27 protein-coding genes and 1 pseudogene are annotated in these 25,469 nt (G+C 36.6%); 27 read left to right on the top strand and 1 reads right to left on the bottom strand.

What is annotated here, in order from left to right; genetic code table 11:
• Position 1: 1 nt before the first annotated feature.
• The 3 genes from LT143_RS04780 to deoC all read left to right on the top strand — a co-directional run bounded on the left by LT143_RS04780 (position 2) and on the right by deoC (position 2,955).
• Positions 2-760, top strand: a complete 759-nt coding sequence (locus tag LT143_RS04780; protein ID WP_246940493.1) for a 16S rRNA (uracil(1498)-N(3))-methyltransferase — start codon at positions 2-4, stop codon at positions 758-760.
• Between the two features lies 1 nt (position 761).
• The gene (gene mtaB, locus LT143_RS04775) at positions 762-2,126 is read left to right on the top strand and encodes a tRNA (N(6)-L-threonylcarbamoyladenosine(37)-C(2))-methylthiotransferase MtaB (RefSeq protein ID WP_246940490.1); all 1,365 of its coding nucleotides are present in this window, start codon (positions 762-764) and stop codon (positions 2,124-2,126) included.
• A 157-nt stretch (positions 2,127-2,283) separates the two neighbouring features.
• Positions 2,284-2,955 (top strand): deoxyribose-phosphate aldolase, encoded by a 672-nt coding sequence (deoC, locus tag LT143_RS04770; protein ID WP_246940487.1) that lies wholly within the window; start codon positions 2,284-2,286, stop codon positions 2,953-2,955.
• 86 nt (positions 2,956-3,041) lie between these two features.
• Here the strand turns inward: deoC and LT143_RS04765 are convergent, their stop codons facing one another.
• Positions 3,042-3,965, bottom strand: a complete 924-nt coding sequence (locus tag LT143_RS04765; RefSeq protein WP_246940484.1) for a Na/Pi symporter — start codon at positions 3,963-3,965, stop codon at positions 3,042-3,044.
• 61 nt (positions 3,966-4,026) lie between these two features.
• Here LT143_RS04765 and LT143_RS04760 point away from each other — a divergent pair, with 61 nt between their 5' ends.
• The 24 genes and pseudogenes from LT143_RS04760 to cccA all read left to right on the top strand — a co-directional run bounded on the left by LT143_RS04760 (position 4,027) and on the right by cccA (position 25,411).
• Positions 4,027-4,578 carry a flavin reductase family protein gene (locus LT143_RS04760; protein WP_246940480.1) on the top strand — a complete coding sequence of 184 codons (552 nt, stop codon included), beginning with the start codon at positions 4,027-4,029 and terminating at the stop codon, positions 4,576-4,578.
• A 117-nt stretch (positions 4,579-4,695) separates the two neighbouring features.
• Positions 4,696-4,869, top strand: a complete 174-nt coding sequence (gene rpsU, locus LT143_RS04755; RefSeq protein ID WP_149218444.1) for a 30S ribosomal protein S21 — start codon at positions 4,696-4,698, stop codon at positions 4,867-4,869.
• 16 nt (positions 4,870-4,885) lie between these two features.
• On the top strand, positions 4,886-5,332 hold the full coding sequence (locus tag LT143_RS04750; RefSeq protein WP_246940478.1) for a GatB/YqeY domain-containing protein: 447 nt from the start codon (positions 4,886-4,888) through the stop codon (positions 5,330-5,332).
• A 162-nt stretch (positions 5,333-5,494) separates the two neighbouring features.
• Positions 5,495-6,832, top strand: coding sequence for an NfeD family protein (locus tag LT143_RS04745; RefSeq protein ID WP_246940475.1), 1,338 nt, complete (start codon positions 5,495-5,497; stop codon positions 6,830-6,832).
• 18 nt (positions 6,833-6,850) lie between these two features.
• Positions 6,851-7,840, top strand: coding sequence for a flotillin-like protein FloA (floA, locus tag LT143_RS04740; protein ID WP_246941505.1), 990 nt, complete (start codon positions 6,851-6,853; stop codon positions 7,838-7,840).
• A gap of 26 nt (positions 7,841-7,866) precedes the next feature.
• Positions 7,867-8,310 carry a hypothetical protein gene (locus LT143_RS04735; RefSeq protein WP_246940472.1) on the top strand — a complete coding sequence of 148 codons (444 nt, stop codon included), beginning with the start codon at positions 7,867-7,869 and terminating at the stop codon, positions 8,308-8,310.
• 421 nt (positions 8,311-8,731) lie between these two features.
• Positions 8,732-9,016: a sporulation protein YqfC gene (gene yqfC / locus LT143_RS04730; RefSeq protein WP_246940469.1), complete on the top strand. Its 285-nt coding sequence runs from the start codon at positions 8,732-8,734 to the stop codon at positions 9,014-9,016.
• A gap of 25 nt (positions 9,017-9,041) precedes the next feature.
• On the top strand, positions 9,042-10,229 hold the full coding sequence (gene yqfD / locus LT143_RS04725; protein WP_246940466.1) for a sporulation protein YqfD: 1,188 nt from the start codon (positions 9,042-9,044) through the stop codon (positions 10,227-10,229).
• 2 nt (positions 10,230-10,231) lie between these two features.
• On the top strand, positions 10,232-11,194 hold the full coding sequence (locus tag LT143_RS04720) for a PhoH family protein (RefSeq protein WP_246940463.1): 963 nt from the start codon (positions 10,232-10,234) through the stop codon (positions 11,192-11,194).
• A gap of 276 nt (positions 11,195-11,470) precedes the next feature.
• Positions 11,471-13,627 carry an HD family phosphohydrolase gene (locus LT143_RS04715; protein ID WP_272495703.1) on the top strand — a complete coding sequence of 719 codons (2,157 nt, stop codon included), beginning with the start codon at positions 11,471-11,473 and terminating at the stop codon, positions 13,625-13,627.
• The gene (ybeY, locus tag LT143_RS04710) at positions 13,624-14,094 is read left to right on the top strand and encodes an rRNA maturation RNase YbeY (protein ID WP_246940457.1); all 471 of its coding nucleotides are present in this window, start codon (positions 13,624-13,626) and stop codon (positions 14,092-14,094) included. Before LT143_RS04715 ends, ybeY begins: the two co-directional genes overlap by 4 nt.
• Positions 14,094-14,507, top strand: coding sequence for a diacylglycerol kinase family protein (locus LT143_RS04705; protein WP_246940454.1), 414 nt, complete (start codon positions 14,094-14,096; stop codon positions 14,505-14,507). Before ybeY ends, LT143_RS04705 begins: the two co-directional genes overlap by 1 nt.
• Before the next feature lie 44 nt (positions 14,508-14,551).
• A complete protein-coding gene (locus tag LT143_RS04700; protein ID WP_246940451.1) occupies positions 14,552-14,965 on the top strand; it encodes a cytidine deaminase in 414 nt (137 codons plus the stop codon).
• Positions 14,946-15,854, top strand: coding sequence for a GTPase Era (gene era / locus LT143_RS04695; RefSeq protein WP_246940448.1), 909 nt, complete (start codon positions 14,946-14,948; stop codon positions 15,852-15,854). The genes LT143_RS04700 and era overlap by 20 nt, the downstream gene beginning before the upstream one ends.
• Positions 15,855-15,972: 118 nt before the next feature.
• On the top strand, positions 15,973-16,116 hold the full coding sequence (locus LT143_RS04690; RefSeq protein WP_246940445.1) for a YqzL family protein: 144 nt from the start codon (positions 15,973-15,975) through the stop codon (positions 16,114-16,116).
• A 31-nt stretch (positions 16,117-16,147) separates the two neighbouring features.
• Positions 16,148-16,900, top strand: coding sequence for a DNA repair protein RecO (gene recO / locus LT143_RS04685; RefSeq protein WP_246940443.1), 753 nt, complete (start codon positions 16,148-16,150; stop codon positions 16,898-16,900).
• Positions 16,901-17,213: 313 nt separating this feature from the next.
• Positions 17,214-17,852 carry a transcriptional regulator CcpN gene (locus LT143_RS04680; RefSeq protein WP_246941503.1) on the top strand — a complete coding sequence of 213 codons (639 nt, stop codon included), beginning with the start codon at positions 17,214-17,216 and terminating at the stop codon, positions 17,850-17,852.
• A gap of 61 nt (positions 17,853-17,913) precedes the next feature.
• Positions 17,914-18,726, top strand: coding sequence for a pyruvate, water dikinase regulatory protein (locus LT143_RS04675; RefSeq protein ID WP_246940440.1), 813 nt, complete (start codon positions 17,914-17,916; stop codon positions 18,724-18,726).
• A 699-nt stretch (positions 18,727-19,425) separates the two neighbouring features.
• Positions 19,426-19,936: pseudogene (locus LT143_RS04670) on the top strand (YaiI/YqxD family protein).
• A gap of 28 nt (positions 19,937-19,964) precedes the next feature.
• Positions 19,965-21,761, top strand: a complete 1,797-nt coding sequence (gene dnaG / locus LT143_RS04665) for a DNA primase (protein ID WP_246940431.1) — start codon at positions 19,965-19,967, stop codon at positions 21,759-21,761.
• A gap of 38 nt (positions 21,762-21,799) precedes the next feature.
• A complete protein-coding gene (gene rpoD, locus LT143_RS04660) occupies positions 21,800-22,930 on the top strand; it encodes an RNA polymerase sigma factor RpoD (protein ID WP_246940428.1) in 1,131 nt (376 codons plus the stop codon).
• 84 nt (positions 22,931-23,014) lie between these two features.
• Positions 23,015-23,566: a hypothetical protein gene (locus tag LT143_RS04655; protein ID WP_246940425.1), complete on the top strand. Its 552-nt coding sequence runs from the start codon at positions 23,015-23,017 to the stop codon at positions 23,564-23,566.
• 99 nt (positions 23,567-23,665) lie between these two features.
• Complete coding sequence (locus tag LT143_RS04650) at positions 23,666-24,805, top strand: acyl-CoA dehydrogenase (RefSeq protein ID WP_246940421.1); 1,140 nt, start codon at positions 23,666-23,668, stop codon at positions 24,803-24,805.
• Between the two features lie 252 nt (positions 24,806-25,057).
• Complete coding sequence (cccA, locus tag LT143_RS04645; RefSeq protein ID WP_246940418.1) at positions 25,058-25,411, top strand: cytochrome c550; 354 nt, start codon at positions 25,058-25,060, stop codon at positions 25,409-25,411.
• Positions 25,412-25,469 lie beyond the last annotated feature (58 nt).

Here is a 25,469-nt window from a genome sequence, read left to right as displayed (position 1 = left end):
TGTGCAACGTTATTTTGTGCCATCAGACCAGTTTACAGAACATCAAGTTACCATTTTGGGTGATGATGCTCATCATATACAACGTGTTATGAGAATGAATGAGAATGACAAGGTATTATGCTGTAATGATCAAGGGCAGGTTTGTTTGTGTGAAATTACGGAATTTACCAATGAAGGCATATGCCTAACTATTGTAGAATGGTTGAAGGAATCTAAAGAGCTACCTATTCAAGTCACGATAGCGAGTGGGCTGCCTAAAGGGGATAAGCTCGAGCTCATCATTCAGAAAGCAACAGAGCTTGGGGCCTTTAAGTTTGTCCCTTTTAATGCTGCCCGTTCAATTGTAAAATGGGATGAGAAAAAAGGCGATAAAAAAGTAGAGCGCTGGCAAAAGATTGCGAAGGAAGCAGCAGAGCAATCTCATCGAAATATAGTGCCAACTATATCAAAACCTTCTTCTATTGAAGAGTTAATAAAAATAAGTGAACGTTATGATGTAAAAGTGGTAGCATTTGAAGAAGAGGCAAAGCAAGGCGAGCAAACTCAGTTTGCAAAAATGATGAACGAAATGCAACCTGGAAGTTCTTTAATAACCGTATATGGACCTGAGGGTGGATTAACAGATAAAGAGGTTAATCAACTAAAACAGCATGGATTTATTTCCTGCGGTCTAGGCCCAAGGATATTAAGAGCGGAAACAGCACCATTATATGTGCTTTCTGCTATTTCGTATCACTTTGAATTACAAGGAGTGAAGTAAGATGCCAACAGTGGCTTTTCATACATTAGGCTGTAAAGTAAACCATTATGAAACTGAAGCAATTTGGCAATTGTTTAAGGAATCAGGCTATGATCGCACTGAATTTGAACAAGCGTCTGATGTATATGTGATCAACACATGTACAGTCACAAACACAGGTGATAAAAAGAGTCGACAAGTTATTCGGAGAGCGATTCGTAAAAACCCCGATGCCGTTATTTGTGTGACGGGCTGTTATGCTCAAACTTCTCCAGCAGAAATTATGGCGATTCCTGGGGTGGACATTGTTGTTGGAACTCAGGACCGTGTGAAGATGCTTGAGTATATTGAACAATTTAAACAGGAAAGACAACCGATAAATGGTGTTGGAAACATCATGAAGGCAAGAGTCTATGAAGAGTTAGAAGTACCTGCATTTACTGATCGTACACGTGCTTCTTTAAAAATACAGGAAGGCTGTAACAATTTCTGTACATTTTGTATTATTCCTTGGGCACGTGGCTTAATGAGATCTCGTGATCCAAAGGAAGTAATTAAGCAAGCACAACAGCTTGTCAATGCTGGTTATAAGGAGATTGTCTTAACGGGTATCCACACAGGTGGATATGGTGAAGACATGAAAGATTATAACTTGGCCATGTTACTAAGGGACTTGGAAGAACAAGTAGATGGATTGAAGCGAATCCGTATATCATCTATTGAAGCAAGTCAAATTACGGATGAAGTGATTGACGTGTTAAATCATTCAACAAAGATTGTGCGTCACCTTCATATCCCACTGCAATCTGGTTCGGATACAGTATTAAAGAGAATGCGTCGTAAATACACAATGGAGTTCTTTGGTGAAAGACTTGCTCGTTTACGTGAAGCATTACCAGGACTTGCTATTACATCTGATGTAATCGTTGGATTTCCTGGAGAAACCGAAGATGAATTTATGGAAACTTATCATTTTATTAAAGAAAATGGATTCTCTGAACTTCATGTATTCCCTTATTCAAAACGAACGGGTACACCAGCAGCAAGAATGGACGACCAAGTGGATGAGGAGATTAAGAATGAACGTGTTCATCGTCTCATAGCACTGTCAGACCAGCTTGCAAAAGAATATGCCTCCCAGTTTGAAGATGAAATATTGGAGGTAATTCCAGAAGAAGAATTTAAAGATGATACTCAACAAGGACTATATGTAGGTTACACTGATAACTATCTAAAAGTAGTATTTGCTGCGACAGAAGAGATGATTGGTCAACTCGTAAAAGTAAAAATTACAAAGGCAGGATATCCTTATAACGAGGGGCAGTTTGTTCGAGTAATGGAGCAACACGAGTTGTTAGAAGAAAGCAAAATGAAAGTAAGCTCATAAGCATAACGCTTGTGGGCTTTTTTACGTATTTATTATAAATATTCTTCACACATGTTAATTTTAATCTAAGGAAATACTAATCTCGACTAGAAAATTTTTTATAACATGATATGATGGAGAGGTACGGACAACTTATTTTTTTGGAGGGTAATAGAGCATGACAACAGATGTAGCTAAAATGATTGATCATACATTATTAAAGGCTGATGCAAAAAAAGAAGAGATTGATAAGCTATGTGCCGAGGCAAAAGAATATAATTTTGCATCCGTTTGTGTAAACCCAACATGGGTAAAGGCTTCAGCAGAGCTTTTACAAGGTACTGAAGTTAAGGTTTGTACGGTTATTGGTTTTCCTCTAGGGGCGACAACTTCTGAGACAAAGGCATTTGAAACAAAAAATGCAATCGAGAATGGTGCAACTGAAGTTGATATGGTCATCAACGTTGGTGCATTAAAGGATGGACAGAACCAACTTGTTCAAAGTGATATTCAAGCAGTAGTAGATGCTGCAAAAGGGAAGGCTTTAGTTAAAGTTATTATTGAAACAGCGCTACTTACAGACGAAGAGAAAGTTCGTGCTTGTGAGCTTTCGGTTAAGGCTGGAGCTGATTTTGTTAAAACTTCAACTGGTTTTTCAACTGGTGGAGCAACACTAGAAGATATTGCGCTTATGCGAAAGACAGTAGGACCTGATATTGGAGTAAAAGCTTCAGGTGGAGTTCGTGATGCAAAATCAGCATTTGCTTTAATTGAAGCAGGAGCGACAAGAATTGGCGCTAGTTCTGGAATTGCAATCGTGAAGGGTGAAACAGGAACTTCAGCTTATTAAACAATATAAATAGTCTAAATATCAACTATTATAGATGTGAAGGGCAAGAGCCTATACATAAAAGCCACCGTAGAACTCTCGGTGGCTTATTTGTTATAGGTTTTCATAATAAAGCTAGCTAACGCATTTACAAGAGGAAGAGCAATAAGAGAACACGCAATATTAAAAATAACACTTGCATGTGCTAATTGTTTTTCTAAAGATGGTGAAAGAGTGGCAACAAATTGTGATAACAAATCAATAAAAGGAAGAAATAGTAGAACACCGAAAACATTTAACCATACATGTGCATAGGCGGTCCATTTCGCTTCTTTTTTTGCCCCGATACTAGCTAGTAAGGCTGTTACACACGTACCAATATTGGCGCCAAGCATAATGGCAATGCTTGCATCAATCGTAATATGTTGATGATGAAGAAACCCCATTGCTACGCCAATTACGGCTGAGCTTGATTGAATAATGGCAGTAAGTACGGTTCCAACTAAGATTGCAATTACATTATTTTGATCAGAATAAAGTAAGATTGATTTTACAAAATCATAACTGTAGATAGAATCAGCAAGAGAAGTAAATCCTCGCATAGCTACAAAAATACAACCTAATCCTAAGAGAGTAGTTCCGATTGAAAAACATATTTTCCTTGGAATTAAAATAAAAAGAACACCAAGTATGACAATAGGAACGGCTAATTCTCCAACCTGTATTGTCATTAATTCAGCTGTAATAGTTGTGCCAATATTAGCCCCAAGCATGATGCCGATACTCTGTTTAAAGCTTAATAAACCTGCCGCCACAAAGCCTATCGTGATAACCATTAAGGCTGAACTGCTCTGCAGAAGGGCAGCAAGAATCGCACCTATCAATAAGCCTTGGACAGGGGTTCTAGTTACTAAAAGTAATTGTTTTTTCAGATTATCGCTTGATAACTGATCAAGGCCGATTCTCATTACGGTTAAACCATACATAAAAATTGCAATAAACACACCAAACCAAATAATTTCTTTGGACATGGACTCACCTCTAGTATATCTTATGGACAAGAGTTTAATTTAAGAACTAGGAGTGAATTGTATGTTAAGGAGTAGGCAAGAAACTGTTATGCATAGCTATCCAGGGATGGTTGCGCTCGTTACAAGTAGTTCTGAAGGTAAAGAAAATATTATGGCTGCTGGTTGGCACTCTTATATTTCTTATGAACCAGCCATATATGGTGTGGCGATTGCAAAAGAAAGATATAGTCATAGCCTTATTTCTTCTTCAAAAGAGTTCGGAATTAATTTTATTCCAGGACATTTGGCAGCATTTATCCAAGAAAGTGGCACATTGTCAGGCCATGAAGAAAATAAACTTGCGAAATTAAACTATATTAAGGGTGAAACAATAGATTGTCCTATCTTGTCAGATGCTTATGTTGCGTATGAATGTAAAGTGATTGATCAGCGCACTTACGGGGACCATGATTGGATTGTAGGGGAAATTACAAGGTTTCATAAAGACGACTCAAAGTTTTTAGATAATGGACTTCCTAACTTCACTGAATTAACCATTCCTCTTTATGTAGGAAGGTCACAGTATTTAATGGTAAATAACAAAGTTGAAACAAAGAACTTCTACAATAAATGAGATAAAGTTGACGCTTAACTTATGTTATATTATAATGGCAAAAGACATGTTTTAATAAATTAATGTCCATGTCTTAATCTTTTATTGCACGTGATTGTTCGGAGGGAGGGAAATAGAATGACTAAAACAGTCGTACGTAAAAATGAGTCTATCGAAGATGCTCTACGTCGTTTCAAACGTTCCGTATCAAAAACGGGTACACTTTCTGAGGCAAGAAAGCGTGAATTCTATGAGAAGCCTAGCGTAAAGCGTAAGAAAAAGTCTGAGGCAGCTAGAAAACGTAAATTCTAATAGAGGGTGTAATTTTATGAGTCTTCTTGAACGTTTAAATAACGACATGAAACAAGCGATGAGGAACAAAGAGAAAGATAAACTTTCGGTTATCCGAATGGTTAAAGCAGCAGTCCAGAATGAGGCAATCAAGTTAAAAGCTGATTCTCTTTCATCGGATGATGAATTAACAGTGCTTTCTCGTGAAGTTAAGCAACGTAAAGACTCCCTCCTTGAGTTTATAAAAGCTGGTCGTGAAGACCTTGTTGATAAGTTAAAGGCTGAATTAGTTGTGTTGGAAGAATATCTTCCTAAGCAACTTTCTGAAGAAGAATTAACGGAAATTATTAAAGAAACGATTTCGGAAGTTAACGCCTCTTCGAAAGCAGATATGGGTAAAGTGATGGGTGCAATTATGCCTAAAGTAAAAGGTAAGGCTGATGGTAGCCTTATTAACCGTTTAGTCCAACAACATTTATCCTAACACCTTCATTCTTGAAGGTGTTTTTTGCGTTTACAAAGGATAGGCTCGTATTACTTGTGTCAAATTAGTAGTGAAGAAAAATATTTTATTCTAGTTGAAACCTACCTCTACATAATTCGTATTACTTTTAGGAGGAACTACTTCTTTAGAAAGGAGGTAACTATGAGGATTAGAAGTACAATTTTTATTTTATGTTTATTGCTCCTACTTTCTTTCGTTCCGTCAGGCTTTCAGCAAAGCACGTCGGCTAATGAATCTGAGAAAACTGTGTATGTCATTCCGGTACATGAAACGGTTGAAAAAGGATTACTTGCTTTTATTAATCGTTCTATTGAAGAGGCAGAGGAAATGAATGCTGAATTAGTCATCCTTGATTTAAACACACCCGGGGGTGCCGTTGATGCTGCATCTGATATAGCAAAAAGTGTAACCTCGACTCATATTCCGTTAATTGCTTTTGTCAACAAGCAGGCGCTTTCTGCAGGTGCTTATATTGCGCTTTCTGCCGATGAGATTTATATGACGCCTGGTTCGACAATGGGATCAGCAGCAATCATTGATCAGCAAGGAAATGCGGCGGGAGAAAAGGCAGAATCGTTCTGGCTTGCTGCTATGAAAAGTGCTGCCGAATTAAATGATCGAGACCCTATTTATGCAATGGCTATGGCTGATAAGGATATAGATCTACCAAAACTAAATGCAGGTAAAGGTGAATTACTAACGTTAACACCAACACAAGCCTTAGATGTAGGATATTCCGAAGGGACTTTTAATAACCTGGATGAGCTGCTTGTACATTTAAACGTTGAGAATCACACAATTGTCCAATCAGAAGTAAGCATATCTGAAAGTATAGCGAGATTTATCACACATCCAGTCGTTGTACCCATTTTACTGTCATTAGGAAGTCTTGGATTAATACTTGAGCTTTATTCTCCAGGGTTCGGTATACCAGGTTTTGTTGGGATCTCTTCTCTACTACTATTTTTTTATGGTCATACAGTAGCGGGATTAGCTGGAATGGAAGCACTTCTTCTTTTTGTAGTTGGTTTTATTCTGTTGGTTATAGAACTGTTTGTACCTGGTGGGATTTTAGGGATTATTGGTCTTGCCGCTATCTTAACAAGTGTGTTTATTTCCACAGAGAGTATTGAGCTGGCAGCTATATCCGTACTAATTGCATTCTTGGTTTGCATTATTGTATCGGTTTTATTGTTTAAGGTTTTTGGTAAGAAAGTAAAGTTATTCGACAGGCTGATATTAAAAGATTCTACTCATACTGACCAAGGCTATGTCTCCACTGTGAATCGCATAGATCTCATTGGGAGGGAAGGGAAAGCTTTAACTCCGTTACGACCATCAGGGACGGCTGTTTTTGCCGACGAATATGTGGATGTAGTAACTGAAGGTGTCTACCTTGCAGAAAATACTTCTGTGAAAATTGTCAAAGTAGAAGGAGCCAGAGTGGTTGTTAGAGAAATAAGTAAATTGGAAGAATAAAAAGGAGGAAAAGAAATGATTGATCAATCAACGATTTTAATTTTACTTGCAGTCGCAATTGGATTTATCTTTTTAGTAGTTTTATTAACTTTTGTTCCGGTTATGCTGTGGATTTCTGCTTTAGCAGCTGGAGTCAAAATCAGTATTTTCACATTAATTGGAATGAGATTACGTCGAGTTATTCCAAATCGTATTATTAATCCTTTAATTAAAGCACATAAAGCAGGCATTGATGTTACGATTAACCAACTAGAGAGTCACTATTTAGCAGGTGGTAATGTTGACAGAGTGGTAAATGCTCTTATTGCAGCCCACCGTGCGAATATCGAACTTACATTTGAGCGCTGTGCGGCGATTGACCTTGCAGGTCGTGACGTACTTGAAGCGGTTCAAATGAGCGTTAATCCAAAAGTTATTGAAACACCATTTATTGCAGGTGTAGCAATGGACGGGATTGAAATTAAAGCAAAATCTCGTATTACAGTGCGTGCAAACATTGATCGTTTAGTCGGTGGTGCAGGTGAAGAAACAATTATCGCGCGTGTTGGTGAAGGGATTGTTAGTACAATTGGTTCACAAGCAGAACATAAAAAAGTATTAGAAAACCCTGATATGATCTCCCAAACTGTCTTGAAAAAAGGGTTAGATGCGGGTACTGCTTTTGAAATCCTGTCAATTGATATTGCGGATATTGATATCGGTAAGAATATTGGTGCTGTACTACAAACTGACCAAGCAGAGGCAGATAAGAATATCGCTCAAGCTAAAGCAGAAGAAAGACGTGCAATGGCTGTTGCACAAGAACAGGAAATGCGTGCTCGCGTTCAAGAGATGCGTGCAAAAGTAGTAGAGGCCGAAGCAGAAGTTCCTCTTGCAATGGCAGAAGCTTTACGCTCAGGTAATATTGGGGTCATGGACTATATGAACATTAAGAATATCATGGCTGATACAGATATGAGAGATTCTATTGGAAAAATTAATGAAGAATCCGAAGAGGAAGATAAATAATGGACTTTTCTAAAGGAGGAATCTAGATGGGTGAGTTTCTTCCAATCCTTGTTGCAATCGCTTTTGGTATCTACAGCTTTTATAAAAAGAACATTGCACAAGAGGACCAAGAAAAAAGAAAGCCGATGTTACCACCTAATTTAGATCCAATGCATCCAAAGCATTATGAGAGCCGTAAACCAGTTGAAGTATCAAGGCCTCAGGAGGCTCCACGAGAGAAGCCTAGAACAGAGACATATACTAGGCCGATCCCCGTCCAAATGATTCAGGAGCAGCCTGTAAGGGTTCACGAAAATCATGTGAAGGTAAAGTCAATCAAAGAAAAGAGTGAAGGGAATCAACACCCAGCTAAGATGCCCGCCTTTACAAGAGAAAGACTTGTAGAGGGAGTTATTATGGCAGAAGTGTTGGGCCCACCACGAGCGCATAAGCCGCATCATACGAATAAAGTGTCAAAGCTGTCGAGATAGTCGACAGCTTTTTTTTGTACAGCGGAAACAGTAGCTTCCTGTGATTCATTTGCTTATTGTTTTTTAGTCTTTTGTGCAATTATCCCCTAGTTCTGTGCAATTCCGGAGAATTTCTATGCAATTATCTATGTTAACTGTGCAATTATTGTCTACTTCTGTGCAATTATACCTACAAGGGTATAATATAAGAAGCAACAAAAACACGATAACAAATTGCCGAAACATATACTTTTACTAAATGTATGTGCATTAGATTAAAAAAGGTAGTTAAAATCTTTTAAAAAACCTCTCTATCCCTCCTAATTCTGTTAAAAATCAGTAAATTAATACCTCTCCCCAAAATCATTTCCCAATCTAAATGAAAAAGCTGTGATACATAGCCTCCTTTTATCATAAATATGAGATGAAAGGGGGTCCATTTATGAACAAATGGAAACATAAAATGAAACGATGGATTACACAGCAAATGGATTTACCTGCTGACGTAATGATGGACTTACCAAGAATTACGATGATCGGTCAAATACATATATATATTGAAAATCACAAAGGTTTGCTTTCATTTTCTGACCAGGAGCTTAGGTTATTGTTAAAGCAAGGTCAGCTCCTCATAAAGGGAAAATCCTTTGTCATTAAAACAATACTTCCAGAGGAAATCCTGCTAGAAGGAAAAATTGACCAAGTAATCTATTTAGAAAAGGTGTAATTGTTAGAGGGGGAGTATTTTCAGGATGAAAAATCATTGGACAATCTTTTTTGGTGGTCATGTCAAAATAAAAGTGGTTGGCAAAGGGATAGAGCGATTTATTAATGAATGTGTTAGGCAGGAAATCTCCTTATGGGAAGTGAAAAGAATACCCGATGGGAGTATTACAGCGTCACTCCCTTTAAAGGATCTACACAAAATACGTAGAATTATTAGAAAAAGTCAGTGTAAGCTTTCTTTTGTAGGAGGGAAGGGATTTCCCTTCTTATTTAAGAAAGCACTTTACAATAGTGGTTTTGTTATTGGGCTAACATCTTGTTTGATCCTGTTATTTATTCTGTCTAATATGATCTGGGGAATTCAGATTGTCGGGGCGAAGCCAGAAACGGAGCACTTAATTAGGAAAGAGCTGCAGACAATAGGAGTAGAAACGGGAAAGTTTCAATTTTTGGTGCAGAATCCAGACGAAATCCAAAAACATCTATCAGAGACCATTAACGCCATTACATGGGTTGGTGTGGAGTTAAAAGGGACGACCTTCCACTTTCGTGTAGTTGAGAAAAACCAACCAAAGGAAGTTGAATACTTTAGTCCACGACACTTAGTGGCCAAGAAAACAGCGATTATTGCGAATATGTTTGTTGAAGAGGGCCAGCCAATGGTAACCATTCATGACTATGTCAAAAAAGGGGACTTGCTTGTATCTGGCTTTATTGGCCAAGAAGGTAAAATTGAAGTCGTGAGTGCTCGTGGTGAAATAATGGGGGAAACTTGGTATGATGCGAACGTGTCAGTTCCATTAAAAACAAATTTTAATGTGTTAACTGGGAAATCCAAAACTACACATTATGTGAAGGTATTCAATTGGAATATCCCAATCTGGGGATTTGGTAAGCATGAGTTTAAAGAGGTTGAGACGACTACTGATGAAAAGACCTTTAATTTTCTTAAATGGAAAGTACCACTTGGATATCAGAAAGTAGTGATTAGAGAAAGTGAAGAAGTGGAAAGAAGTTATACGAAAGAAGAGGCAGTCAAAGTTGCCCTGCAAAACGGTAGAAATGAATTAAAAGAGCAACTAAATGAACAAGCTAAGATTAAGGGTGAAAAAATTTTGCACCAAACTATAGAGAATGGTAAAGTTAAGTTAACCATTCATTTCCAAGTAATAGAAGAAATATCAACCGTACAACCAATTATTCAAGGAGACTGAGAATGCCAGAAGAATTTATCACAATTACTCAAGAAATAGATAACCCGAATGAAGCAATAGCACTATTTGGTAATCAAGATTCCCATCTAAAACGAATTGAAGAACTTTTAAATGTTTCAATTGTGACAAGGGGGCAATCAGTACTAGTTTCGACTGATTCAGATAAATATGAACTTGTCGAAGAAGTTCTTGATGGTCTACTGACAGTCATTAGAAAAGGAATTACGATTTCCGAAAGAGACGTTGCTTATGCGGTTCAATTAGCATTGGCAGGCAAAATGGAGCAGTTTAGTCAGTTATATGAAGAGGAAATCACTAAAAATGCACGAGGAAAATCCATTCGAATAAAAACCCTTGGCCAAAGACACTATATAAACGCGATTAAACGTAATGATTTAGTATTTGGTATTGGACCAGCCGGAACAGGTAAAACCTATTTAGCTGTTGTCATGGCAGTTACAGCCCTAAAAAATGGCCAAGTGAAAAAAATTATCCTGACGCGACCAGCTGTTGAAGCAGGAGAGAGCTTAGGGTTTTTACCTGGGGACTTAAAAGAGAAAGTAGATCCCTATCTAAGACCTTTATATGACGCGTTGCACGATGTTTTAGGACAAGAGCATACGTTACGAATGATTGAGCGTGGGACGATTGAAATTGCTCCTCTAGCGTATATGAGGGGAAGGACGCTTGATGATGCTTTCGTCATCTTGGATGAAGCTCAGAATACGACTGGGGCTCAAATGAAAATGTTCTTAACGCGTTTAGGATTTGGATCAAAAATGGTGATTACAGGTGATATCTCACAAGTAGACTTACCAAAAGGAGTAATGTCCGGACTTTCAGTTGCTCAACGAATTTTAAAAGATATCTCAGGTATAGCCCATATTTATCTAGAACAATCTGATGTTGTCCGTCATCCGCTTGTACAAAAAATTATTAAAGCTTATGAAGATACACGTGAGTAAAGAGTCCTTGATATGAGGGCTCTTTTGTTTTCGGTACGAGGCTCCTATGGATCACTCCCGTTTTTAGGTCCATACGAGGAAAATTGCATTCGTTCATAGATACTTTGCCAATTTTGGAAAACACTACTATAATAGAGAAAACATTAAGCTTAATATCTTTAATTACTAAATTTATCCAGAATAAATATAGATTTCATTTCTTATCATGTTATTCTTGTACTATGGAAAAGTTTGGGAGGTGTCTCCGTGAAGAGAATTGAACAATTATTTAAATCAATGACTGTACTAAAGAATGATCACTTCTTACTAACGCTCTTATATCTGCTTTTTGCCTCGATTTTATTCTTCTCAATGTACAGTAATATTCGTCCTGAAAAGCTTAACCTGAAATTATATGCTGATGCTGAAAAGACCATCGTGTCCCCTGCACTAATACAAGATGTAGAAAAAACAGAGGATAAGAAGAATGATGCCATTCAACAGGTTAATGATATTTATTCAATGAAGAAAGATTATGCACAAAATCAAATTGATATCATTGATGCTATTTTTAAAGCAATCAATACAGTTGAAACAAATATTATTAATGAAGGCATGAATGAAGCTGTTGAAGACGAAAGCGAAACACCTACAAGGGAGACATTACTTTCCCAAGTTTCGAAGGAAGAGAAGATTAAAAGATTGAATCAGGCTATTCCTGGAGAAGTACTTCTTCATAAAGAGTTATCAGAGGATACGTTGATTGCTCTTATTCATGCGACCCCTGAACAACGTGTGCTGGCAAGAGACAATGCGGTAACGGCAGTAAATAATATTATGTCTCAACGAATTGAAACACAAGAAGTGGACGCAGCTCGGGAGCGTGTCAATCAAGAATTACGTTATATGAATGTAAACAGTAGCCTAAAACAGGCAACTATTGAATTATGCAGATATGCAATTGTGCCGAACGTAGTATTTGATAAGGAAGCGACGAATGCCAAAAGACAGGCTGCTGCAGAATCTATTCAGCCGGAATATATACTTCAGGGACAAATAATTGTTCGTGAAGGTGAACTGATTGATGAGGAAGTATACCGACAACTAAGTTTGGCTGGATTTTTAGATGCCAAGGATACGAGCTTACCTTTTATCGGTTTAGTCTTGTTAATTCTCCTTTTCATAAGCGCTATCTATTTTTATTTTAAAGATAGTAAAAAGAGTGAGCTGAAATTTACAACAATCTATATCTTAATCTGTTCAATTAGCGTTATTTTGATGAAAATCATCAGTCTTTTTCAGCAGATAAACTTTTCTGAGATAGGCTATGTGGTTCCAGTTGCAATGGGGGCAATCTTAATTAAGTTATTGGTTAATGAGAGACTTGCTATGCTAGCAAGTATGATCCTAGCAATAAGCGGGAGTGTAATTTTCAATGGTGGGATCTCAAGCTCATTTAATTTCTCAATTGGTATCTATTTCTTAATTAGCTGTATAGCCGGAATATTATTTCTTGGGAAACATAATCAAAGAGCTAAGATTTTACAAACAGGTTTATTTGTAGGTATCATAAATTTTATTGTTCTTAGCGCATTAGTCCTGTTAAAGAACGGTCATCTAGTAAGTTTTGAATCTACACCATTTTTTATCATGTCCCTATTATCAGGTATTGTGTCAGCTGTTTTAGCAATTGGACTATTGCCATTTTTTGAAGCAGGGTTTGGAATTCTATCCACAATGAGATTAATCGAGTTATCAAATCCAAATCATCCATTACTTAGAAAAATTTTGACGGAAACTCCTGGAACTTATCATCACAGTGTTATGGTAGCAAATCTTTCGGAGGCTGCCTGTGAGGCAGTTGGAGCAAATGGTTTACTTGCAAGGGTTGGATCATATTATCATGATATCGGCAAAACAAAGCGACCACAGTTCTTTATTGAAAATCAGATGAACCGTGAAAATCCTCATGATAAGATATCTCCACAATTAAGTAAAACCATAATAGTCTCACATGCTACCGATGGGGCAGAACTCCTTCGAATGCATAAAATGCCAAAGGAAATCGTGGATATAGCGGAACAGCATCATGGGACTACATTGCTCAGATATTTCTACCACAAGGCTACTCAAAACAGTGAGAAAGAAATTGAAGAAAATGATTTCAGATATGCTGGTCCGAAAGCTCAAACGAAAGAAATTGCTATTATTGGAATTGCAGACAGCGTAGAAGCTGCTGTCCGATCAATGAATCATCCGTCCCCTCATAAAATTGAGGCAATAGTAAATGGTATCATTAAAGAGAGATTACAGGATGGCCAACTTGATGAGTGTGATATTACGATGAAGGAGCTAGACATAATTGCTAAGTCATTTTGTGAAACGATGCAAGGCATCTTCCACTCTCGTATTGAATATCCAGAAGTAACAAAACAGAAGGTGAAGGAAGCATGAGATTAAATATTGACTTTATAGACGAAACAGAATCGTTGGAGGAGGCTCTACTAAATCAAATAGAAGAGCTACTTCAGCTCGCAGCAAAATTAGAAAATGTAGTAGAGGAGACTGAAGTTTCAGTCACATTTGTAACTAACGAGCGTATACAAGAAATAAATAGGGATTATCGCGATAAGGATCAGCCAACAGATGTCATCTCGTTTGCAATGGAAGAAATGGGTGAAGGCGAAATAGAAATTTATGGTGAAGAACTTCCAAAACATTTGGGTGATCTAATTATTTCGCTTGAGAAAACAAAAGAACAGGCAAATGAATATGGTCATTCCTTTAACCGTGAGCTAGGCTTTCTAGCTGTTCATGGGTTCCTACACTTACTAGGGTATGATCATATGAATGAACAAGATGAAAAGAAAATGTTTAACCGACAGGAAGAGATACTTCAGGAATTTGGACTCGTGAGATAATGATTAGAGATTGGTCCAGATTATGGAGAAGCTTTAAATATGCTACCTCAGGAATTCTTCATGCTTTTAAAACAGAGCAAAATATAAGGATCCATGTTATAAGCTTTATCGTAGTATTCGGTTTAGCAGCCTTGTTAAAGGTAAATAAATATGAATGGATGATTCTTCTTTTGTTAGTTGGAGGAATGATTTCATTAGAATTAATTAATACAGCCATTGAGAGAACAGTGGATCTCATAACAAATAAAGAAATCCATCCACTTGCCAAACAGGCAAAAGATGTTGCTGCTGGAGCTGTATTCATTTATGCCATCATTTCTGTGGTTATTGGAATCATTATTTTCTTAGGTAAATTCATTAATTTACTAAATTTTCTTACTATTCAGGGTGAAATTTTTATAAAAATAAGGTAAAATAATAGATAGTCGCACGCGATTAGGTGAAAGGAAGTAAAAGATTGAATATTGAACAATTAGTCGAAGAAGCAAAGAAAGCAAGAGAAATGGCATATGTACCATACTCTAAATTTAAAGTGGGAGCAGCCTTACTAACCAAAGATGGAAAAGTGTACCGAGGCTGTAATATTGAAAATGCAGCTTATAGCATGACAAATTGTGCTGAGAGAACAGCTTTGTTTAAGGCTGTTTCTGAGGGTGACAAGGAGTTTAGCGCAATTGCTGTTGTTGCAGACACCGAACGTCCAATTCCTCCTTGTGGTGCATGTCGCCAGGTTATTTCTGAGCTTTGTGCAAGTGGGATGAAAGTATACTTAACTAATCTACATGGTGAAATACATGAACTAACAGTTGCAGAATTACTACCAGGAGCATTTTCAGCGGAGGATTTAAAAGATGACAAAGGAAACATATAAATCTGGGTTTGTATCTATTATTGGTCGACCGAATGTAGGGAAGTCTACCTTCTTGAACAGGGTAATTGGCCAAAAGATTGCAATCATGAGTGACAAACCTCAAACCACTAGAAATAAAATACAAGGTGTTTATACTGAAGAACAGTCACAAATCATCTTTATTGATACACCAGGAATACACAAACCTAAGCATAAGCTGGGCGACTTCATGATGAAGATGGCTCAAAATACCTTAAAAGAAGTAGATATTGTTTTATTCATGGTAAACGTGGAAGAAGGACTTGGTCGTGGAGATGAGTTTATTATCGAGAGATTAAAGACAACCGATCAACCAGTCTTCTTAATTCTTAATAAAATTGACCAAGTTCATCCAGATGAGCTATTTACAGTGATTGAAAAATATAAGGAACTATACGAGTTTGCTGAAATTGTACCAATCTCAGCACTGCAAGGAAATAATGTTGAAACGCTGATTGAACAGATAAAAAAATATTTACCAGAAGGCCCACAATACTATCCTGAAAACCAAGTGACAGATCATCCTGAAAGATTTATTATTACCGAACTAATTCGTGAAAAAGTGTTGCATTTAACTAGAGAAGAGATACCACATTCAATTGCAGTTGTCATGGATTCGATGGAGAAGAAGGAAGGTAAAGACACGGTCTTTATTAATGCTACTGTCATTGTAGAACGCTCCTCTCAAAAAGGAATAATTATCGGTAAGCAAGGTGCGATGTTAAAGGAAGTTGGAATGAGGGCAAGGCAAGATATCGAGGCATTATTAGGTTCAAAAGTGTTTTTAGAGCTCTGGGTAAAGGTTCAAAAAGATTGGAGAAACCGCTTGTCGAACCTACGAGATTTTGGATTCAGAGAAGATGAATACTAAATAAATAATAATTTACAAAATTTATCTCACATGAAACTAGGGTAGAAGGGTCATCATAAATGCTAAGGATTCGGATTTAGTAGTTGCTAGTTTTTAATAACAGAAAGGTGGGGTTCTTATGCTACATTTTACTTGGAAAGTGTTTAGTGAGACAGGTAACATCGATACGTACCTTCTTTTTAAAGAGCTTGAAAAGGATCATGAACCAAGAACCGAAGAATTTAGTGAGGAGCTAGCAGAATTAGATTCACCTATATCCTGACTCTTCCATATACTCATGGAAGGTGAACAACTTGCTTCAAAAGGTTGAAGGTATTGTAATTAGAACAAATGATTATGGTGAAACAAATAAGATTGTCACCGTTTTTACTCGAGAGTTTGGAAAGATTGGTGTAATGGCACGAGGAGCAAAAAAGCCTAGTAGCCGATTATCCTCCATCTCTCAATTATTTACTTATGGGTATTTCTTAGTCCAAACCGGCAAGGGTCTTGGCACTCTCCAGCAAGGTGAGAGTATATCAAGTATGAAGTATATAAAATCAGATATTATAGCAACCGCCTATGCTTCATACGTTGTTGAGTTAACAGATAAGGGAGTAGATGAGAAAACACCAAATCCTTATCTGTTTGAACTTTTATACCAGACTCTCAATTACATGAACGAGGGATTAGACTTAGAAATCTTAAAGATGATTTATGAATTAAAAATGTTGCAGGTTATTGGACTCTATCCTCATCTTTCAAGCTGTGTCAGTTGTGGTGAAACGGAAGGGGCCTTCTCTTTTTCAATAAGCGAAGGAGGATTTCTCTGTCATCATTGTAGCGGTAAGGATAGGAACCGAATTCAAATCTCTCCTGCAACTGTAAGACTACTTCGTCTATTTTATACCTTTGACCTTAAGAGGTTAGGTAACATATCAGTAAAAGATGAAACAAAAGCTGAACTTAAAACTGTTATCTCTCGATTTTATGACGAGTACTCAGGTTTAATGTTAAAGTCTAAAAGATTTTTAACTCAGCTAGATACTTTTAATAATCCTCTTTAAGGTGAGTTATAATGGCTTGCAGTCACTCTCGGAAAGAATAGCCGAGAGTTTTTTATTGGCTATTTTCGTATAGATTGTTGCTTTCGTGAAAATCCCAAAAGCTTGTTAGTACAAAGTCTCTGCTTTAAACCTAGAGAGTTGCTCTTAGAGTGGCTGTATCTACATACATAACAAATCTTGTGTGAGAGATCTAATGAGTGACAAAATTTATAGAAAATAGGATTTTATAAGGCTTTCCCGGTAGCCAAGTTTTATATATATGCTATATAATAACGAATAGTATGGCACATATTGACGGCGTTACATAAAGGTGGTGTTACCAATCGAACTGAACAAAAGACAGGAGTTAATTCTTCAAATCGTTAAAGATAATGGACCAATCACAGGTGAAAGTATTGCCGATCGGTTAAATCTAACAAGAGCAACTTTGCGTCCTGATTTAGCAATCCTAACAATGGCAGGTTACTTGGATGCAAGACCAAGAGTCGGATATTTCTACACGGGTAAAACCGGGTCACAGTTATTGACAGATAAAATTAAAAAGCTGCAAGTAAAGGATTATCAATCTATTCCTGTTGTAACAGATGAAAATGTCTCCGTATACGACGCTATTTGTACGATGTTTCTTGAGGATGTTGGGACATTATTTGTAGTAAACAGAGAAGCTATTTTAGTAGGAGTACTATCAAGGAAAGATTTACTACGTGCAAGTTTAGGCAAACAAGAACTTACGAGTATCCCTGTGCATATTATTATGACAAGAATGCCCAATATTACGGTTTGTCGAAAAGAAGATCTGATGTTGGATGTAGCAGTTAAATTGATTGAGAAACAAATTGATGCAGTACCTGTTGTAAAAGATACAAACAAGGGCCTTGAGGTTGTTGGTAGACTGACGAAAACAAATATGACGAAAGTACTTGTTGATCTTGGACACGATGAAATGTTTTAATTTCTTCTAAATAAATAAGTTAGAGACGAACTAGCTAACGAAAATAAAATGGAGGGATGAGATGAGTAACCAGATCATCTATGTAGTTTCTGATTCAGTTGGAGAAACAGCAGAATTAGTAGTAAAAGCAGCCATAAGTCAATTTCAAACCACTGATACGAATATCAGGAGAATTCCATTTATTGAAGATAAATCCACAATAAAAGAAGTCATCCATCTAGCAAAGTTAAACAATGGTATCATTGTGTTTACACTTGTCATCCCTGAACTCCGACACTATTTAATGAGTGAAGCACAAAAAGAGGGTGTAATCGTCGTTGATATAATCGGTCCACTTATTGATCGAATTGAGGAAACGACAGGACTGCCTCCTTTATGTGAACCAGGAAATGTTAGAAAGCTTGATGAGGACTACTTTAAAAAGGTAGAAGCGATTGAATTTGCTGTTAAATATGATGATGGTAGGGATCCAAGAGGTATCTTAAGAGCTGATATCGTTTTAGTAGGAGTATCTAGAACATCAAAAACCCCACTATCACAATATCTTGCTCATAAACGTCTGAAAGTAGCGAATGTACCTATCGTACCTGAAGTGGACCCACCTGAAGAATTATTTAAGGTACCACAAAGCCGCTGCTTTGGCTTAAAAATCAGTCCAAATAAACTGAATGATATACGAAAAGAAAGACTAAAAGCTTTAGGGCTTAATGATGAAGCAAGCTATGCAAACATTGAAAGAATAAAAGACGAATTAGAGTATTTTGACAAGGTTGCTGACCGAATTGGCTGTAAAGTCATTGACGTATCTAATAAAGCTGTAGAGGAAACGGCTAACGTTATATTAAATATTTATCAATCAACATATAAAATATAGGCTCTTTTCTAAAACTTTGTTGCTTTTCAATCTAATTTTATGATAAACATCTTTTCTAATGCTCCTAGACCGAAGTGATAATTGTTAGAAAAGAGGATCTCTCTCTATTTAAAGCACTGGTCAGTGTACTACCGAGTAAAAATCCGGCTTTTGGGATTTTTACGAAAGCAACAATCTATACGAAAAAGAGCCAATGTATAAGTTCTTCTCTATCCTTATTATTACGGCTAGGAGAATCAATCCTTAGAGATAACAAGCTAAACGAAATCAGACATTCTTAAAACACACCATTTACAAAAAAAGGTGTGTTTTAATCATGCGCACATTTTAAAACTATATTGGTAATAAAATTAAGAAACTGATGGAAATTTCACATAAACTGTACTATAATGAAAAATTGTTGACAAAAAAGAACAAAATTAGGTTTAGAGTTGGGTAAAACCGAATAAACTAAAAGTATAGCATTTGTCAAGAGAAAAAATATTTTTTTGTGATTGCATACTACATTCATATATACGTTGTAGCTACGTTAAAAAGAAGAATGTAATATACTCCAGAGATAATAGGTCTATACTCCCGAATATGGTTAAAGGCAATGATATAAGGAGGTCTACTTCAGCACAGAGTATCATGTAGAATAACGAGAATGTTTTTTTCGCCAATTGACAAAACTCAGAATTTAAAAACTTTGCATATAGATTGAAGGATTATTCGGAGGGATGTAGAATAGTGAAATATGACGAAAAAAATAGCTCAACTTTTTGTGGACGCAGATGCGTGTCCTGTTAAAAATGAAATCTTACATATAGCTGCTTCATACGAAATTGATGTGATATTTGTTGCATCATATTCCCATGTTATGACAAATTCTATAGGTGGCACCTGGATTTATGTTGATGCGAACAAAGAAGAAGTTGATATGTATATCACTAACCATTCTAAAAGGGGTGATATTGTTATCACACAAGATATTGGTCTTGCCAGTCTTCTGTTAGGAAAAGGTATTAAAGTCATCTCTCCTCGGGGAAAAGAGTATCTAGAGGAAACAATAGGATTTGCTCTAAACATGCGATACATATCGGCAAAAGAAAGACGAAAAGGTAATTTCTCAAAGGGGCCAAGCCCGTTTACAAATCAAGATCGGAATCAATTTATTCAAACCCTTGAAAAAATTTTGTCGAATCTTGAAGGAAAAAAAGATTTTTTATAGAAATAATAAACAATGGAGTTGTTAATCAGTGAATCGAATTTCAGAAGATATCATCGAAAAGATTCGCAATACAATAGACATTGTAGATGTAGTTAGTGAATATGTTCAATTGAAGAAACAAGGTCGAAATCATTTTGGACTCTGTCCCTTTCATGGAGAAAAATCTCCTTCCTTTTCGGTTTCCTCAGATAAACAGATTTATCACTGTTTTGGCTGTGGGGCAGGTGGGAATGTATTTTCCTTCTTAATGGAAATTGAAGGTGTTTCCTTCCTTGAAGCAGTCCAACAAGCTGCAGAACGTACCGATGTTGAACTACCTGAATTCGAACAGCCAGTAAGCACTCGGCTAAACACTCACGAAGCAAAAATGATCGAGGCTCATGAGCTCTTAAAGAAATTTTACCATCATTTATTAGTAAACACAAAGGAAGGTCAGGATGCATTAGCCTACCTCTCAAATCGTGGAATAAATAAAGAGGTTATTGAAACATTCGGTATTGGTTATGCTCCTTCGTCTTGGGACTTTGGTACTAAATTTCTTCAAAAGAGAGGATTCACATTAGACTTACTCGAAAGTGCAGGTATTTCAATAAAAAATTCAGAAGGTAAATACTTTGATCGTTTTCGTAATCGAATCATGTTTCCTCTATGGAATCATCAAGGACAGGTAACAGCGTTTAGTGGTCGGATTTTAGATGATGGAGAACCTAAATATTTAAACAGTCCGGAATCAGATGTTTTTCAAAAAAGTAAAACTCTTTACGCTTTCCACCTCGCGAGGCAGCAGATTCGAAAGAAGCAGCAAGCTATTTTACTAGAAGGATTTGTCGATGTTATTGCCTTACATAGGGCTGGACTGACTAATTCAATCGCTACGATGGGAACAGCATTAACCGAGGAACAAATTAAGATTCTAAAGCGAAATGTAGACCATGTAACAGTTTGTTATGACTCAGATAAAGCGGGTATTGAAGCGGCCTATAGAGCATCCGCAATGCTTAAAGCTGCAGGCTGTGAGGTAAGAGTTGCAATGATGCCTGATGGGCTTGATCCTGATGACTACATAAAGAAATTTGGAGAATCCAAGTTTAGAACTGATGTAATAGGGGCAAGTTTAACGTTGATGGCATTTAAGCTTCAGTATTTTAGAAGGGGTAAAGACTTAAAGGATGAAGCTGACCGGATTTCTTATATTGACCAAGTGGTAAAAGAGATCTCACATATAGAAAAACCAGTTGAAAAAGACCACTACTTAAGACAGCTTGCCGACGAGTTTTCAATCTCACTAGATGCGCTTAAATCACAAGAATTTCAATTAAGTAAGCAAGTTAAAAAAAGGGATAATGAAGGTGCATCAAGAAATACTATATTCAATAGACCGATGTTACCAGCTAAGAAAATGCTACCAGCCTATCATAACGCAGAACGGCTCTTACTTGCTCACATGCTAAGAGACCAGGACGTTGCTTTTAAGGTTCAAGATGCGTTAGGAGGTTTATTTAATATAGAGGAGCATAGTGCAATTGCAGCCTATCTTTATGGATACTATGAAGAAGGACATCAACCTGATGTAAATGCATTTCTAAGTAGGATTGAGGATATATCGCTTCAGCGTGTTATTTCTGAAATTTCCATGCTTCTAATAAATGAGGAACTTTCCTCACAAGAGCTTCATGATTATATTAAGCAGGTTCTGAATTACCCTAAAAGTCTAAAAATAAAAGAAAAAGAAGCAGAAAGAAGAGACGCTGAGCGTCGCCAAGAATTTGTGAAAGCTGCTCAAATTCAAATGGAAATTATCCAAATGAAAAAAGAGCTTAAATAATAGAAACCAAGTAGCACTTATTGGAAGGAGGGGATCTTATGGCTGAAAAACCTACACAATCTAAACAAGTTGAGACTGATACAGATGAATTAACGATTGACCAAGTTAAGGAGCAACTTACTAGTTTAGGAAAAAAACGTGGAGTTTTAACGTATGAAGAAATAGCCGATAAGATGTCTGGATTTGAAATAGAATCGGATCAAATGGATGAATATTATGAATACCTAGGTGAACAAGGTGTCGAGATAATTAGTGATGGTGAAGAAGAAGATCCTAGTATTCAACAGTTAAATAAGGATGAAGAGTTTGATTTAAATGACCTAAGTGTTCCTCCTGGAGTTAAGATCAATGACCCTGTTAGGATGTATTTAAAAGAAATAGGTCGTGTTGATTTACTTTCTGCTGAAGATGAGATTGAGTTGGCCAAACGTATTGAAAAGGGAGATGAAGAAGCTAAACGCCGTCTGGCAGAAGCTAATCTACGTCTAGTAGTAAGTATCGCTAAAAGATACGTTGGTCGTGGAATGTTATTTTTAGATCTCATTCAAGAAGGTAATATGGGTCTAATTAAAGCTGTTGAGAAATTTGATTATGAAAAAGGATATAAATTTAGTACGTATGCCACTTGGTGGATTCGACAAGCGATTACGAGAGCCATTGCTGATCAGGCACGTACAATACGTATTCCAGTGCATATGGTTGAGACCATTAACAAACTAATTAGGGTCCAAAGACAGTTACTTCAAGATCTTGGTAGAGAACCTTCTCCAGAAGAGATTGCTGAAGATATGGATCTTACACCAGACAAAGTGAGAGAGATTCTTAAGATTGCACAGGAGCCCGTATCGTTAGAAACACCAATTGGTGAGGAAGATGACTCCCATCTAGGCGATTTTATAGAAGATCAAGATGCTACCTCTCCTTCAGAACATGCTGCTTATGAATTATTAAAGGAACAGTTGGAAGATGTGCTAGATACTCTAACTGATAGAGAGGAAAATGTTCTTCGCCTCCGTTTCGGATTGGATGATGGGCGCACTAGAACCCTTGAAGAAGTCGGGAAAGTATTTGGCGTAACGCGTGAGCGTATTAGACAAATTGAAGCAAAAGCGTTAAGAAAACTTCGTCATCCAAGTCGAAGCAAGCGATTAAAGGACTTTTTAGAATAAATCTATTTACATGAAATAGTTTACTTCTTACAATGAAGTAGACTATTTTTTATATTTTTATATATAGAAGAACAGGTGACTTAAATGAACCAACATCGAAAAGAAATTATTCTAAAGGAAATAGAATATTGGAAGAAAAATCGATTATTACCTGAACAATACTGTAATTATTTATTAACTTTATATTCGGAAGGGGAACACGAAGAAAAAAGTAAAAGAAGCAAAAGCGTGTTTAACTGGTCATTTATTATTCCGAATATTTGGTTCGTATTATTCTTAACGACTCTTCTTGCTAATTATTTTACTGAAATGTCATTTCATTTGCAAATACCCCTAAATATCATTTTACTTATATGTTCTATAGGTTTTTCTGTGTATTTTAGCAAGAAAAAGGATGTTTACTATAAGGTTTTTATGATTTTATCTTTTTTTATATTTTTTATCACTACGACAGAGATGGTAGAATTCATCTCTCCAACTAATCATATTTTGCTCGGATTTATAGTTATTTTTAATTGTTTATTGTGGTATCTACTAGGAAGAAAACTAATGTTTACTTACCTGAAATGGGCTGGTTTAATAGGCTTTTTCTTAGTTATTTTGTTACTCATAAAGAATCTATTTTTTACCTTATAGACTATATTATTTATTATAAATGTTTTAAATGTTGTGAAAATACCCTGTCTACATTTATAATAAATGAAAACGCATACAAAAGTCTAGGGGGGAAACGAAGTGAACTTTGATCTAAATTCAGAACAAATTCTTTTGCAAAAAATGATTCGAGAATTTTCAAATGAGGAAGTTGCTCCAGGTGCAGAACAGCGAGATAAAGAAAAAAGGTTTCCAGTAGAGATTATGAAGAAGCTTGGAGAACTCGGAATGATGGGGCTACCTTTTGAAGAAGAGTATGGAGGTGCTGGTGCCGATACGACCAGTTTTGCCATTGTAGTTGAAGAGTTAAGTCGTAACTGTGGATCAACAGGCATTACATATTCAGCTCATATCTCATTAGGAGGTGCTCCAATTCATTTGTTTGGAACAAAGGAGCAGAAAGAGAAATACTTGCCCTCTATTTGTTCAGGTGAGTCATTAGGTGCATTCGGTTTAACAGAACCAAATGCAGGTTCTGATGCAGGTGGCACCCAAACTGTTGCGGTAAAAGATGGTGAGGACTTTATTATTAATGGGAATAAATGCTATATAACAAATGCTAGCTATGCTGATTTTCTTGCATTAACAGCAGTCACTTCCCAGAAGGATCATAAAAAAGAAATAAGTGCCATCATTGTTCCAACGAATACCCCAGGATTCACGGTTATTGATAATTATGAAAAGATGGGTCTACACTCCTCAAATACAACTGAATTAGTGTTAGAAGACGTCAGAGTTCCTCAGGAAAACCTTTTAGGTGAAAGGGGAGAAGGATTTAAACAGTTCTTGAAAACGTTGGATGGAGGCAGAATAGGAATTGGAGCAATGGCAGTAGGGATTGCACAAGGAGCTTATGAAAAATCATTAGCTTATGCAAAAGAACGAAAGCAATTTGGTTCACCACTCTCAAAATTTCAAGCTATACAGTTTAAACTAGCTGATATGGCGATGAAAATTGAACTTGCTAGAAATATGGTTTATAAAGCTGCATGGTTAAAGGATCAAGGAAAGCCTTTTTCAAAGGAAGCTTCTATGTGTAAGTTATACGCTTCTGAGATTTGTATGGAAATCACGAATCAAGCCGTTCAAATACATGGCGGAAACGGATATATGCGTGACTATCATGTAGAAAGATATATGAGGGATGCTAAATTACTTGAAATAGGAGAAGGTACTTCCGAAATTCAAAGGATGGTTATTGCAAGGGAGATTGGCTGTTAAAGAGGAGACTTCATCGTTCACTCGATGAAGTTTTTTTGTCTATTTCGTGAAATTCTTATCATCTTGTACATTTGTACTTTTACTTCTGGTGAATTTCAAGTAAAATAGAGATTGTTTGTATAAAATAAAAGTGAATACTTAGATCTAGCCCTCGAAGTAAAAGAAGGGACAAGATCAACACGTTTCAGTAACCGTAAAAACTGAGATGATGACTTTAGGCATAGTTTAAATTTACATAAGGAGGTAATACACATGAATCGTAATCCATTAATACCTTTTGCACTTATTGCAATTTTAGGAATTGGTGCAATGTTCCTTTTTTCATTCATAGGTTTAGACAATGCGGATGAAATGGCACATGGTGGTGAAACAGAAAAAGCTGGAGAAGCTTTAACACCAGAAGAGCTTTACGCTGCTAATTGCTTAAGCTGTCATGGTGACCAACTTCAAGGTGGATTTGGTCCAGCACTTGCTAACATTGGAAGTCAATATGATGCTGCTCATATTGAAGGAGTTATCAACAATGGGCAAGGCTCAATGCCAGGGGCAATTGTTAATGCTGAACAAGCAAAAGCTTTAGCTGCATGGTTAGAAGAGAAAAAATAATATCTTAAAAGGTCTTTGCAAAAGCAGAGGCCTTTTTTTATCGGTATATTTCAATAAA

Source organism: Bacillus pinisoli, from assembly GCF_023036475.1.
Lineage (GTDB): Bacteria > Bacillota > Bacilli > Bacillales > SA4 > Bacillus_BS > Bacillus_BS pinisoli.
This window is presented reverse-complemented; position numbering and strand designations above follow the sequence as displayed.

Coding starts and splice junctions, on each gene's coding strand:
- rpoD (WP_246940428.1), top strand. CDS start 21,800: ATGGCTGAAAAACCTACACAATCTAAACAAGTTGAGACTGATACAGAT.
- LT143_RS04745 (WP_246940475.1), top strand. CDS start 5,495: ATGAGGATTAGAAGTACAATTTTTATTTTATGTTTATTGCTCCTACTT.
- LT143_RS04720 (WP_246940463.1), top strand. CDS start 10,232: ATGCCAGAAGAATTTATCACAATTACTCAAGAAATAGATAACCCGAAT.
- LT143_RS04765 (WP_246940484.1), bottom strand. CDS start 3,965: ATGTCCAAAGAAATTATTTGGTTTGGTGTGTTTATTGCAATTTTTATG.
- LT143_RS04760 (WP_246940480.1), top strand. CDS start 4,027: ATGTTAAGGAGTAGGCAAGAAACTGTTATGCATAGCTATCCAGGGATG.
- LT143_RS04655 (WP_246940425.1), top strand. CDS start 23,015: ATGAACCAACATCGAAAAGAAATTATTCTAAAGGAAATAGAATATTGG.
- rpsU (WP_149218444.1), top strand. CDS start 4,696: ATGACTAAAACAGTCGTACGTAAAAATGAGTCTATCGAAGATGCTCTA.
- LT143_RS04750 (WP_246940478.1), top strand. CDS start 4,886: ATGAGTCTTCTTGAACGTTTAAATAACGACATGAAACAAGCGATGAGG.
- mtaB (WP_246940490.1), top strand. CDS start 762: ATGCCAACAGTGGCTTTTCATACATTAGGCTGTAAAGTAAACCATTAT.
- LT143_RS04675 (WP_246940440.1), top strand. CDS start 17,914: ATGAGTAACCAGATCATCTATGTAGTTTCTGATTCAGTTGGAGAAACA.
- ybeY (WP_246940457.1), top strand. CDS start 13,624: ATGAGATTAAATATTGACTTTATAGACGAAACAGAATCGTTGGAGGAG.
- cccA (WP_246940418.1), top strand. CDS start 25,058: ATGAATCGTAATCCATTAATACCTTTTGCACTTATTGCAATTTTAGGA.
- era (WP_246940448.1), top strand. CDS start 14,946: ATGACAAAGGAAACATATAAATCTGGGTTTGTATCTATTATTGGTCGA.
- LT143_RS04735 (WP_246940472.1), top strand. CDS start 7,867: ATGGGTGAGTTTCTTCCAATCCTTGTTGCAATCGCTTTTGGTATCTAC.
- LT143_RS04715 (WP_272495703.1), top strand. CDS start 11,471: ATGACTGTACTAAAGAATGATCACTTCTTACTAACGCTCTTATATCTG.
- LT143_RS04690 (WP_246940445.1), top strand. CDS start 15,973: ATGCTACATTTTACTTGGAAAGTGTTTAGTGAGACAGGTAACATCGAT.
- deoC (WP_246940487.1), top strand. CDS start 2,284: ATGACAACAGATGTAGCTAAAATGATTGATCATACATTATTAAAGGCT.
- yqfD (WP_246940466.1), top strand. CDS start 9,042: ATGAAAAATCATTGGACAATCTTTTTTGGTGGTCATGTCAAAATAAAA.
- yqfC (WP_246940469.1), top strand. CDS start 8,732: ATGAACAAATGGAAACATAAAATGAAACGATGGATTACACAGCAAATG.
- LT143_RS04705 (WP_246940454.1), top strand. CDS start 14,094: ATGATTAGAGATTGGTCCAGATTATGGAGAAGCTTTAAATATGCTACC.